We start from the raw sequence: 11766 nt of genomic DNA, 5'->3' as shown, positions 1-11766 counted from the left end.
GACCGCCCACCGTCGGCCCTCGCCGCCCCGCCACCGGCGTCATCGCCGAGTACGCGGTCCGGCCGATCCGTTTTCACGACGGCGACCGGGAATCCGGCGAGCCACCTCGAACGCCCGCGCCGTCCGAACTATCCGCGCCGTCCGAACTGGCCGTCCGAACTGGCCGTCCGAACTAATCGTGTTCGGCGTTTTCCGGCAATGACGAGGCGCCGCACATTTGGTCGGCGGGGCCCTGTTCGAGGTGGTCTTCATACACCCCGACCTTGAAGGTGATCAGGTCCAGGCATCGGGTCAGCTTGTCGATCTGGGCGATCACGTGTTCCTGGTGCCGGCGCAGCAGCGCGAGTCGCTCCTGCTCGGTGCCAGAGCCCTGCCTGACGAGGTCGGTGTACTCGCGGATCGCGGGCAGAGGCATTCCGGAGGCGCGGAGGATGACGCAGAGCCGCAGCCACTCCACGTCGTCCTCGTTGTAGAAACGACGCCCACCGGGTCCACGTCGTACGGGATTGGCCAGGATGCCTTCACGCTCATAGAAGCGCAGCGTGTGCACGCTCAATCCGGTGCGTTCCGCGACCTGTCCGATGCTCAGATCCTGTGCGACCTCAGGCATGCCCCCCAGAGTAGGGGGTTGCCCTAGAGCCGACTCTAGAACCTAGAGTTCGGCGCATGATCACCCCCACCACCAAGGGAGCATGAGCATGCACTACCGCGTCCTCGGCGGTACCGGCATCGAAGTGAGCGTCCACTGCCTCGGAACCATGATGTTCGGCGCTGTCGGCAACCCCGACCACGACGAATGTGTCCGCATCATCCACTCAGCCCTCGACCAGGGGATCAACTTCGTCGACACCGCGGACATGTACTCGGCGGGCGAGTCCGAGGAGATCGTGGGAAAGGCGCTGCGCGGCCGTCGTGACGACGTCGTGCTCGCCACCAAGGTGCATTTCCGGATGGGCGTGGGCCCGAACCGCGGCGGCAATTCCCGTCGATGGATCATCAAGGAGGTCGAGGAGAGTCTCAAGCGCCTGCAGACCGACTGGATCGACCTCTACCAGATCCATCGTCCCGACCACACGACCGACATCGAGGAGACGCTCTCCACGCTGAGCGACCTCGTGCACCAGGGCAAGATCCGCGCCTTCGGCTGCTCCACGTTCCCGGCCGATGAGATCGTCGAGGCGCATCACGTCGCCGAGCGCCGTGGCCTGCTGCGCTTCAGGACCGAGCAGCCGCCGTATTCGCTGCTGGCCCGGGGCGTCGAGACCTCCGTGCTGCCGGTCTGCCAACGCCTGGGAATGGGTGTGCTGACCTGGGGCCCGCTGGCCTCGGGCTTCCTGACCGGCAGATATCGCAAGGGGCAGCCCATCGATCTCGCCACCGGTCGCGCGGCGCTGACGCCGGCGCGCTTCGATCCTTCCCTTCCCGTGAACGCCTCCAAGCTGGACATCGTCGAACAGCTCGTCGAGGTCGCGGACGGCCTCGGCTGCTCGCTGCCCGAGCTGGCCGTGGCCTTCACCGTGGCGCATCCCGGCGTCACCTCGGTGATCGTGGGGCCGCGAACGATGAACCAACTGGAGGCGCTGCTGAAGGGCGCCTCGCTCACCCTCGATGACGCGACTCTCGACCGGATCGACGAAATCGTGCCGCCCGGGACGAACATCTACCAGCCGGACGGCGCGTGGCGCCCGCCGGTGCTGGCCGACACCGCCCGCCGTCGGCGCCCGATCGCCGACCGTTCCGCGGCCTAGCTGCGGAACGGCTGTCGCTGACTGCCGATCATGTCAGAGAGGCGCAAGAACTCGGCCCAGAAGTCACCAGCAACGAAAATCCCAGCTGGGGTCGTGGAGGTTGTCCTGGATCTCAACGATGATCGGCTGACGCTGGTCGAAGGCGAGCGGGAAGGACGGCGTTTTCGACGGTGTCCACCCGATGATCTCGACCCAGCCACCCTCGATGCCGATCTTCGCGGCCCCATAGTGGCGCACGACCTCACTCACTGGGAGTTTGGTCTGCAGATTGAAGCGAAGACGGTAATCGCAGTGGTTGCTGTTGCCCCGTAACGCCACCGACATCTGCACCTCCTGATCACTGAACTCGGTATCCGGTGGGAGGGGATAGCTCTGGAAACGGTCGGCAAGGCCGTCCAATTCGCGGTTGTGCAGCCACTGCGGCATCGAGATGAGGACGAAGAGCAAAAGGAACGGCATCACGATTGCCGCCAGGCATCCCAAGCGCCGCTTCGCTGTCGTCGCCGGCGGCCGTACACCTTGCGCGTTTTCCTGTGGAACGGTCGCCATGGCTTACATACTCGTGCGGTAGGCGTGTGATGTTCAAGAGGAAAAGAATTGTTCAGCCATCCGGCGGGCCCTCCGGCCGGCTCCCGGAATCTCAGACGTGGTCTCAGCTCAGCGGGTTTTCCGAGCTCCGCCGTTGACGTTCAGCACCTGACCGGTGATGTGGCGGGCCGCGGGCGACGCGAGAAAGGCGACCGCTCCCGTGATGCCCGCCGGCGAACCGGGGCGCCTTATCGCGGTGGCGGCGACCAGCGTGTCGCGGCGCTCTTCCGAGAGCCAGTTCCGGAAGAACTCGGTGTCGGCGATGTAGCCAGGAGAGACGACATTGGAGGTGATGTCGCGGGCGCCGAGCTCGTCCGCCAGATCGAGGTTCCACGTGGCCAGCCCCGCCTTGGCCGCGCCGTACGGGCCGGCTCCCTGGTCGGCGGCGATCGATCCGATGTGCACCACCGTGCCGCCTGCGGCCAGCCGGCCGTCCAGCGCCCTGGTCGTCAGCGCGGCGCTGACCAGGTTCGCGTCAAGGTTGGCCCGGAAGTTCCGGGCGTACGAGGCCAGGTCCCTCCGGCCGTCGGCGTCGAAGTCGGTATTGCCGCCCGCGTTGTTGACGAGCACGTCGATGCGCTCGGGCAGGTCGGCGAGCAGCCAGGTGAGCGCCTCGGGGTCGGTGTGGTCGCACACCAGGGCGTGGACACCGCACTCGTCGGCCAGCTCGCCGAAGCGGTCCCCCCTACGCGCTCACCACCCTGGAACTCAGCCGCCGCTCGCTGATCATCGCAGGTGCCATCTCCCAGCGTGTCGCCCGTGCCGAACGCGAGGGGCTCGTCACTCGTCGCCCCGGGGAGGGGCGTCCTCGCTGTGACGTCTCGTCAGGTCAGGTGGATCCGCACAGTCGCTTGAGCTCGGCGAGGTCCGTGTTGATATCCGTGATCACCTGGTTGGGATCGCCGCCGGTCATGCCGGTCAAGCGGAAGTTCAGCTCCTGGAATTCGGCGGCCAGCCGACTGATCGTCGCCCCGACCACCCCTTGCGCGTTGAGGACTGCGCCCATCAGGTCGAGGTATGCCTGGTGAGCCGCGGCTGCCTGGCTGCCGCGGGTGGTCCCGGCGTTCCGGCGATAGGCGGTCAATGCCGTCGCCGCCTCGTCGCAGCCGGGCTGGACCGCCGGCGGCAGTGGGGAGGAATCCGGGACCACTCGCGTGGGGCTTGACACTGGTGGCTGGGGCGTGTCGGACTCGGGCGACGGACTCGGGGCCGGCGGTTCGGGCTGGGTGGTGCCCGGATCCGGCGGCGGCTGCGGGGTCGGGGTGGTGACCAGCGCGTCGGTCTGGGGCTGCGGAGGCACAGACGGCGGCACCAAGTAGGCGATCAGCGCGACCACGGCGGCGATCGCACCCGCCAGAGCGCTCACTGCCGCCCAGTTCGGACGCGTGCCTGCTCCTTGGCCCGCAGTCGACGGCCGCGCTGATTCGTTCTCCGTCATGCCCTCATCGTGGCCGAGCCGCCGAGCTCGGTCCAGGACGCCTCCTGTCACGCGCCCCCGCCGGTCAGATCGCCGCCGATGTGGCGGCCGGGGTCTATCAGCAGGGGATCGTCATGCGCGAGACCTTCGTCGAGAGCGGCGGCAGGGCGTCCGTCAGGTCGACCTTGACCACGGCGGAGGAGCTGATCACCGCGCCCCTCGGCGTGAAGATCGTCGCCGTCTTCTTCTTTCGCCGGGACTCCAGGGCCTTGGTCACCTCCGCGGGATCCGTACCCTTTGCCGTCATTTGCCGCCTCAAATCGTCAAAGTCCTTTTTGGAGAGCGGCGGGACGGGCACCATGGTGCTCTTGTCCTTAGTTGCCACTTCTCGCTCGCCTAGATAGTGGTAGGTCTGCTTGTCGAAGATGAGCTCCGACCGGACGCCGTCGTTCTCCAACGCGACGGCGATGCCCGGGCGGCCTGCGGCGTCGACCGTGTCCGGTACAAGGGTGATCCCGGGGATCTCAGCGGTGATCTGGTAGAGCGCCGCGGTGAGAGTGGGGCGAAACACAGCCGAGCGGACCAGGGTTCCGACCGCCCCCCACTCGCGGAGCTTCTCCGGCACGGCCGTGTACTTGGCGGCCTCCGCCTGGACCTGCTTGCGCAGGAATGCCACATCGGTCGGCCAGTCGCTCATCTGGGCCTCGGTGATGGCGTCTTTGGAGCCGGCGGCACAGGACGACTCGTACAGGGAGTCCTCCGTCCCCATGGTCACCCCCGGAATGGGCCGCTGCGACGGCATCGACACGCCGGGCACCGGCTCGGCCTTGGTCGTCTGCTCCCGCATGAGCCACTGCTTCCCCCCGTCGGCGGGGACCCACCGCTCCTCGGTCCCACTGATGTGCGTGCCGGCGGCGCCGATGGCCCGATAGCTCATGACCTGCATCTCGGTGTGGATGTACTGACCCGGCCCAGGACGCAGGTCCGGCTCGGCCGCGGCCGCGTGCGCGGCGACCTTCAGCAACTGCTGGGCGTTCGCGGGCGGGGCGGCGAGGAGGCCCGCGATGCCGTCCGATCCCTGCGAGCCACCCAGGCCGACCTGGACGACGGTCACCCCGGCGGCCAGTGCCGCGGCCAGGCCGCCGGCTATCCCGATGCGCAGGCTGTACCTCCGAAGCCGGGGCACCCGCACCGTCGGCTTCCCCTGAGCCGGTGTGCGGGCCGCTTCCAGCAGCGCCGTGCGCGCGCCCGCGAGATGCTCCTGTGAGCCGGGAGGCACGTCCTCCCAGAGCCGCTTGATCAAGGTCAGGTCATTCATCGTCTTGTCCCTCTCGGTGAGTCGTATGGTTCCGGTCCAGTGCCTGACGGACCTTCTTGCGGGCGCGGTTGAGCCGCGAACGTACGGTGCCGACGGGGATGTCCAGCGCCTGCGCGACCTCCTCGTAGGTCAGTTCGACCCAGGCCACGAGCAGCAGCACGTCACGGTCTCTCGCTTTGAGCGCCGCCAGCGCGGCGACGAGCGGGAGGTTCACCGCGAGCGTCGTCACGCCGTCCTCGACGAGGCCGCCGGCCACCTCCGTGGGATGCACCCCGCTGCGCACGTACGCCCGATAGCGGGCGGCCTCGGCCCGCCGCCGTTTGCCGATCACGTTGGAGGCGATGCCGTAGAGCCACGGCCGGGCATCGCCCTGCGCGACGTCGTAGCGGCGACGGTGCTGGAAGGCGGCCAGGAAGGTCTCCGACACCACGTCCTCGGCGGCATCGGGGCCGAGTCTCCGGGCGGCGTACCGATGCAGCAGCGGCGCGTGCCGGTCGAAGACGCCGGCGAAGAACTCCGGCTCCTCCCACGACTGCTGTATCAGCGCCGTATCGGCGAGCTGCTCATCTGTCGCGGGTAGTCCGGGCATGGATTGCCTGCTCCTTCATTCGATGCCTTTCGACGCGTGAGCATGGTCGCCTGTACTTACCGCTCATTTCGGAAATGGTTCACGCAGGGTTGCGGCCGTCGCCGGCTGCTCTCGCCGAGTGGCTGGCGCTTTCCCCTCGCCCAGGCGCAGCCCGTGCGCGTCTATTCGGATGCGGTGACAGATCGCGCTCAGGCAGACTGCGCGGATGAGCACGGACACGTCCACGTCGCCGCAGGAGCGAGCCCTCCGCCATGTCGAGGCCCTGTCGTCAGGGGACCCGCTCGACCCCCGGTTGCGTGTGACTCTCAACTTCCACCCCGACCGCCTGGTCGGCGGACGGCAGATCCTGCTCAGGCTGGCCGACGACGGCGTCTCTGTCGCAGTTCGTCACCGGAACGAGCAACGGGGGGCTCACCGCTCATCGCGGCGGCGACCGGTGGCACTGGGAAAGCAGGATCTTCGGTGGCGCGTACGACCACGCGCCCGCCGAGAAGCACCCCGTCTACGGCGCGCTGAACTTCCGACGCAAGTCCATCGGCGCCGCGCCGCGGTTGGGATCCGCCCACTTCAGGCTGACGGCTGGGACTCTTCGGCGAACCACGTTCTGCTACCCGGACAGCTTTTTCGAACCTTCGGCGTTCGGCGTCGCGTCCCGCATGGCGCTGATCGAGCTTGCCGAAGCTGACGACCAGGACTTTCTGGACGACTACATCGAGGCGCAGGTGCACGGGCCGGTCAGGCTCGACCGGGACGTGGAGGCCCTGCTCCTCGATCCGAGCTATCGCGGCACGGCCGTGGAGGCCGCGGCCCGCCGGCTTCGCGGTCAGGTTGGTGACGCCCAGCACCGCCATGCTCGTCAGCGGCTTCCCGTTCAGGTCGTAGACGTGGCGTTCGAGGAGGAAGACCTGCTTGACGTGCCTGCGCGCCGAGCGGGTGCTGGGCGGGCTTGTCGCTGGTGGCGGTGCCACGCTGGATCTTGCCCATCGATGGTCATCGGGCTCACGCGGATCGCGGGGATCGGGGATTTGTGCCCATACCTGGCGAAGATCGGCCATGTCCACGATCTCGTCGGCAGGAGTCCAAGAGAAACCGCCGTTCTACGGGGCCTCGTTGTGTGTCTGCGCCCGCCTTTCGCCGGATGATCTCCCGGCATGAATCGTATGCACAGAATGCGGAACCTGCCGCTCGTTCAGACGGGGACCATTCAGCCGTTGGCTTTCTCGACGGCGTCCATCCGGGCACGCCGCCTCTCTACACCGCCCCGATCACGACCTCGACAGTCGGTCGTCGAAATACTGGAAATTATTGGAAACAAAAGGAGTTCACTGGTTTCCCGTGGGACAGCTGGTAGGGTGCGTGACCGTGGAGCTCGACGACCTGGAAGAGCGCATCACCGAGCTGCGCGGGGAGATACGCCTCGCGAAGGCCGGTGGTGACGACGCGAAGGTCCGGAGGCTGCGAGCAGAGTTGCGCAAGGCCGAGCGCGCCTGGGACGACGCCCTGGAGCCCGGCTTCGAGCCGGACGACGTTCCGCTGCTGCCGATCCGCGAACAGGTCCACCAGGCGCTCGCTCTGCTCGGCGTGCCCTCGGCCACGAAGATGATCGTCGCGGTCAACGAGGCGTTCTTCGCCGGACGGGTCACCACCACACAGCTGACCAGCCTGCGCCGGGACGAGGAGAAGTCGTTCCGCTCCTCGCCCTACGCCCGGCCGTACTATCTGTGCCCCGCGCTCACCGCGGAGCTCCTGTCCCCGGCGCGCGGCCTGCTCGCGATCAGCACGTGGCCGATGGACGTACGGATCATCGGCCCGCTCAGCCCGCGCACCGGCTTCCTCACCTCCGCCATCCGCGTCGCCGAGCACATCACCAGGCTCACCGGCGCGGGCGGGGACGCCTCCACCGAGGCGTACCGGCTGTTGACGAGGATGGCGCGGAACATTCCCGGCGCCACCGAGGGCTTCGGGCGGGCCGATCCCGCCCGGGTGATCAGCGCGGCCGACGCCGAGCTGGTCGTCCACCTCGAGAGCGACCGGCGGCACAGACGCGAGGCCGCGGAACGCGCCACCGCACGACTGAACGAGGTCACCCGCCTGTTCGGGGCCGGGCTCAAGACCGCGTCCCGATCCGCTTCCTAGACCGATCCCAACCCCACGAGGACCGAGTGAGCACGCCCAATCACCGGCTGGACACCCTGCGCGGCGACGCCGCGCCCGTCGACCACAACGCCCGCACCATCGCGGCCCTGGCCGGCAACCCCGGCTGCGACCGACGGGCCGTACTCGACGCGGCCGGGATCCACAAGCAGAACACCGCCGTCCATCTCGGCCACCCCGCTCCTTTCGGGCAGTCCCCGTTCGCCCTGGCCCGGGCCAGGGCCTTCGAGGAGCTGGTGAAGGCCGACGGCTGCGCCCACCTGCTGCGGCTGCTGCGCGACACGCTCGGCCTGTCGATCCCCGAGGTCGCCTACACCGACATCGCGGACGTCGGCGGCAACGCCGCCCACCAGCTCAGGCACACCCACACCCGGGCCGAGCTGCGCCGGGCCGCCGAGGACGACGGGCGGGGCTGCACGCTCTTCGACCACCCGCTGCTCAAGCTGGCGGTCGCGGGCCACGAGGTCTACCTGGAACCGGCCGTCATCGCCTTCCAGATCGGGGGCCGCTTCCACATCGTGGAGATCAAGTCGTTCGCGATCATCGACGAGACCGCGGACTCGGCACAGGTGGCCGCCGCGTCCCGGCTCTCCGCGGTCTACGTGTACGCGATGAAGGCGCTGTTCGAGGCCGAGGGCATCGATCCCGACCGGGTATCCCATGAGGTCGTGCTGGTCTGCCCCAAGGACTTCGCCAACCACCCGACCGCGACCCTGCTCGACGTACGCCAGCAGCTCGCCTCGCTGCGGCGGCAGTTGTCGCGGCTCACCGGGATCGACCGGATCCTCGACCGGCTCCCTCCCGGCCTCTCCTTCACCCTGGACCAGTCGCCCGCCGAGTTGGCGCGGGCGATCCGTACGGTCGAGGCCCGGTACGCGCCGGAATGCCTGTCCAGCTGTGAGATGGCGTACTTCTGCCGCACCGACGCCCGCGCCTGCGGCTCACTGGACGCCCTCGGCCGCACCACCCGCGACGACCTCGGCGGCCTGGAATCGGTCGACGCCGTGCTCGACCTCGTCGGCGGCGACCTCCTCGCGTCGCCCGAGCACGCCGAGATCCTCGGCCAGCTCCGCCACGTCGGCGCCATCTACGGTGAGCACACCGAGGCGAAAGCGGTCGCATGGGCATCGTGACCTCCTACGCCCGCGCGCTCGCCGTCCGCGAAGGGCGTGCCCAGCCGATCGCGACCGTACGGCACCTGCACCTGTCGGCCCGGCCCATGGTGTTCATCCCGCTCAAGCTCGCCGGAGAGGCCGCCGCTCCGCTGGGCGCGATGGTCGGCACCGATCCCGCCGATCCCCGCCTGCTGGTCGTCCCGCAGCCGCGCAACCGGGATCTGCGGTTCGCCTTCATGGCCGAGCTCGCCCAGATCATGCTTCCGTACATCGAGGGCTTCGCCACCGCGACCGAGACGGTCACCGGCAGGAACGAACGCGAGCGCTACCTCGACGCGCCGCAGATCCTCGTACCGGGAGGGCGGGCGATCGAGTTCGTCAGGCTGCTCGGCCGCTCCACCCGGTTCCGCCGGACCGACGGCCCCTACCCTGTCCATCCCTCCGTGCCCGTCCTCGGCCAGTGGCTGACCTTCCTGTACGAGCGCACCGAGTTCGCCGGATCGTCGGCGTTGCTTCCCGTGACCGAGGCGCTGGCCCTGCACTGGGCCACCGGGCAGAGCCCGCTGGAGGACGCCAACCTCGCCACGCTGCTCGCCTGGATCTCCCCGCCGCCCGGTCTCACCGGCCAGGAGGCGGCGGTCGCGGCCGAGAACCCCCTCGACTGGCCGCCGGCGGGCCCCGACACCGACCCCGGCTTCGACGCCCAGGTCCTGCAGCACGCGATCCGCGCGTACGACGCCTCCGGCTCGCCCGCTCTGGTCCGCCAGGCCCTGCGCACCCAGCTGGAGCCGACCTGGCGGCTCATGTGGCAGGCCGTCGATCGACTGCGCGGCCTTCCGGAGGCGGCGAGCGTCGCCGAACGGTGGGGCTTCGACAGGGACCAGTACACCCGTGAGGTCGCCCGCCTGGCCGACGGCGGGCCGCCCCGTGGCCGTCGTGACCAGGCCGGACCCGCCGCGATCCGGCTGTGGGACATGGAGGCTGCCCAGCAGACCTACGACGCGCAGCGTGCCTACGACGATCCGCTGGTCATGACCGAGCACCGCGCGACCGGCAAGGCGTTCACCGGCGAGGCGGTCCATGTGGACGCGGATCGCAGGATCCTGCTACCCGGAGGGAAGAAGCCGGTGCCCCGACCGCTGGTCACCGTCCGCACCGGCGATCCGGTACGGCTCACGCCCGGCAAGAAGGTCTTCTCCGTGCACCGCCGCAAGCAGTCCGCGGAGATCGTCGAGATCGACGGCGACATCGTCGTCGTCCAGCTCAACGACCAGCTCGCCAAGGGGGCGGGCGTCCCCACCGCAGGCGACGCGGTCTGCTTCACCGAGCTCGACCTCGGCGGGCGGATCCGGCCCGGTTTCCCGACCGGCGAGGAGACGCCGTGGACGCACGGCGGCCCGCCCGCCGCGTACGTGCCCACCGACGAGGACGCGGTGGAGGCCTGGTCATGACCGTTCCCTTTTCCACCGAAAGCGCCACCGAAAGCGCCACCGAAAGTGGCACCGAAAGCGCCGCCGCGGCCGCCGACCGTGCCACCGCCGCCATCCTGGCCGACTTCACCGGCGGCGGGCACCGGGGCGTCATCGTGGACTCCCCGCCCGGAGCGGGCAAGTCCACCCTCGTCGTGACCGCCACGCTGGAACTGGCCCTGGCCGGGGAACGCCTGATGATCGTCGCCCAGACCAACGAGCAGGTCGACGACCTGGCCGACAAGATCGCCACGAGGGCGCCCGCGATCACCGTCGGCCGTCTGCACAAGGACGGCTTCCAGGTCCCCGAGCGGGTGCTCCGGCACCCCGGCGTCACGGCGTCCAAGAAGATCGACGACGTGGCGTCCTGCGCGGTCGTCCTCGCCACCGCGGACAAGTGGGCCTACGTGTCCGGCCGCACCTGGAGATGGGCGATCATCGACGAGGCCTACCAGATGCGCTCGGACAAGCTGCTGGCCATCGCCGCGCTGTTCGAGCAGGCGCTGTTCGTCGGCGACCCGGGCCAGCTCGACCCGTTCTCCGTCGTCGACACCGAACGCTGGGCCGGCCTGGCGTGGGACCCGATGCAGAGCGCCGTCGCGGTCACCGCCCGGCTCAACGACCTTCCCGTCCACCGGCTGCCCGTCTCCTGGCGGCTGCCGGCCTCGGCCGCCCCGCTCATCTCCGAGGCGTTCTATCCGTTCACACCGTTCCGATCCGGCACGACCGGCGCGGACCGCGCGCTGGAGTTCACCACCGCCGGATTCCCCGTCCCCTGGGACCGCACGCTGAACGAGGCCGCCTCCACCGGCTGGGCGCTGCACGAACTGCCCAGCCGCCACACCATCCGGACCGACGCCGACGCCGTACAGGCGTGCGCGGCGCTCGCCACCCGGTTGCTGCAGCGCGGCCCGGTCGCCCACGACGAGCACGGTTCCCACCACGTCGACGCCACCCGGATCGCCATCGGCGCCGCGCACAACGACCAGGTGGCCGCCATCCGCGCCGCGGGCGTCCCCGCGGGGATCACCGTCGACACGGCCAACCGGCTCCAGGGCCGCGAGTACGACGTGACCATCGTCCTCCACCCGCTGTCCGGACGGCGCGACGCCACCGCGTTCCACCTCGAATCGGGGCGCCTGTGCGTGCTGGCCTCGCGCCACCGCCATGCCTGCGTCGTCGTCGCCCGCGCCGGGATCCCCGAGCTCCTCGACGCCCATCCCAGCACGGGGAGGGTGCGGCTCAACGTGCCGATCAAGTTCCCGGACGGCTGGGAGGCCAACCACGTGGTCCTCGCCCACCTCGCCGGCCACCGCGTTCCCTGCTGATCGTGCGCTGCCGCTCAGCTGTCGAGGGCCGGCGGGCTCT

The 11766-nt window shown here is 69.5% G+C and carries 12 protein-coding genes; 6 read left to right on the top strand and 6 right to left on the bottom strand.

What is annotated here, in order from left to right; genetic code table 11:
- Positions 1 to 172: 172 nt before the first annotated feature.
- The gene (locus IMZ11_RS13090) at positions 173 to 610 is read right to left on the bottom strand and encodes a MerR family transcriptional regulator (protein ID WP_228641144.1); all 438 of its coding nucleotides are present in this window, start codon (positions 608 to 610) and stop codon (positions 173 to 175) included.
- Positions 611 to 692: 82 nt separating this feature from the next.
- Between IMZ11_RS13090 and IMZ11_RS13085 the strand changes: the two genes are divergently transcribed.
- Positions 693 to 1748 carry an aldo/keto reductase gene (locus IMZ11_RS13085; RefSeq protein ID WP_228641142.1) on the top strand — a complete coding sequence of 352 codons (1056 nt, stop codon included), beginning with the start codon at positions 693 to 695 and terminating at the stop codon, positions 1746 to 1748.
- A 63-nt stretch (positions 1749 to 1811) separates the two neighbouring features.
- Here IMZ11_RS13085 and IMZ11_RS13080 read toward each other — a convergent pair whose 3' ends face one another.
- From IMZ11_RS13080 to IMZ11_RS13055, 5 genes are all read right to left on the bottom strand, one after another.
- Complete coding sequence (locus tag IMZ11_RS13080) at positions 1812 to 2297, bottom strand: hypothetical protein (RefSeq protein ID WP_228641140.1); 486 nt, start codon at positions 2295 to 2297, stop codon at positions 1812 to 1814.
- Between the two features lie 108 nt (positions 2298 to 2405).
- Complete coding sequence (locus IMZ11_RS13075; RefSeq protein ID WP_228641234.1) at positions 2406 to 3002, bottom strand: SDR family oxidoreductase; 597 nt, start codon at positions 3000 to 3002, stop codon at positions 2406 to 2408.
- A 163-nt stretch (positions 3003 to 3165) separates the two neighbouring features.
- Positions 3166 to 3702 carry a hypothetical protein gene (locus IMZ11_RS13065; RefSeq protein WP_228641138.1) on the bottom strand — a complete coding sequence of 179 codons (537 nt, stop codon included), beginning with the start codon at positions 3700 to 3702 and terminating at the stop codon, positions 3166 to 3168.
- 169 nt (positions 3703 to 3871) lie between these two features.
- Positions 3872 to 5071 carry a CU044_5270 family protein gene (locus IMZ11_RS13060; RefSeq protein WP_228641136.1) on the bottom strand — a complete coding sequence of 400 codons (1200 nt, stop codon included), beginning with the start codon at positions 5069 to 5071 and terminating at the stop codon, positions 3872 to 3874.
- Positions 5064 to 5660, bottom strand: a complete 597-nt coding sequence (locus tag IMZ11_RS13055) for an RNA polymerase sigma factor (protein WP_228641134.1) — start codon at positions 5658 to 5660, stop codon at positions 5064 to 5066. The genes IMZ11_RS13060 and IMZ11_RS13055 overlap by 8 nt, the downstream gene beginning before the upstream one ends.
- A 374-nt stretch (positions 5661 to 6034) precedes the next feature.
- Between IMZ11_RS13055 and IMZ11_RS13050 the strand changes: the two genes are divergently transcribed.
- From IMZ11_RS13050 to IMZ11_RS13030, 5 genes are all read left to right on the top strand, one after another.
- Positions 6035 to 6802 carry a DUF3626 domain-containing protein gene (locus IMZ11_RS13050; protein WP_228641232.1) on the top strand — a complete coding sequence of 256 codons (768 nt, stop codon included), beginning with the start codon at positions 6035 to 6037 and terminating at the stop codon, positions 6800 to 6802.
- Between the two features lie 193 nt (positions 6803 to 6995).
- Entirely contained in the window at positions 6996 to 7796 is an 801-nt protein-coding gene (locus tag IMZ11_RS13045) for a hypothetical protein (RefSeq protein WP_228641132.1), read from the top strand.
- Between the two features lie 26 nt (positions 7797 to 7822).
- Positions 7823 to 8947, top strand: a complete 1125-nt coding sequence (locus IMZ11_RS13040; protein ID WP_228641130.1) for a hypothetical protein — start codon at positions 7823 to 7825, stop codon at positions 8945 to 8947.
- Positions 8935 to 10380 carry a hypothetical protein gene (locus IMZ11_RS13035; RefSeq protein ID WP_228641128.1) on the top strand — a complete coding sequence of 482 codons (1446 nt, stop codon included), beginning with the start codon at positions 8935 to 8937 and terminating at the stop codon, positions 10378 to 10380. Before IMZ11_RS13040 ends, IMZ11_RS13035 begins: the two co-directional genes overlap by 13 nt.
- Positions 10377 to 11726, top strand: a complete 1350-nt coding sequence (locus tag IMZ11_RS13030; protein WP_228641126.1) for an AAA family ATPase — start codon at positions 10377 to 10379, stop codon at positions 11724 to 11726. The genes IMZ11_RS13035 and IMZ11_RS13030 overlap by 4 nt, the downstream gene beginning before the upstream one ends.
- Positions 11727 to 11766 lie beyond the last annotated feature (40 nt).

Origin of the sequence: Microtetraspora sp. AC03309, assembly GCF_020826795.1 — a bacterium.
Taxonomy (GTDB): domain Bacteria; phylum Actinomycetota; class Actinomycetes; order Streptosporangiales; family Streptosporangiaceae; genus Microtetraspora; species Microtetraspora glauca.
This window is presented reverse-complemented; position numbering and strand designations above follow the sequence as displayed.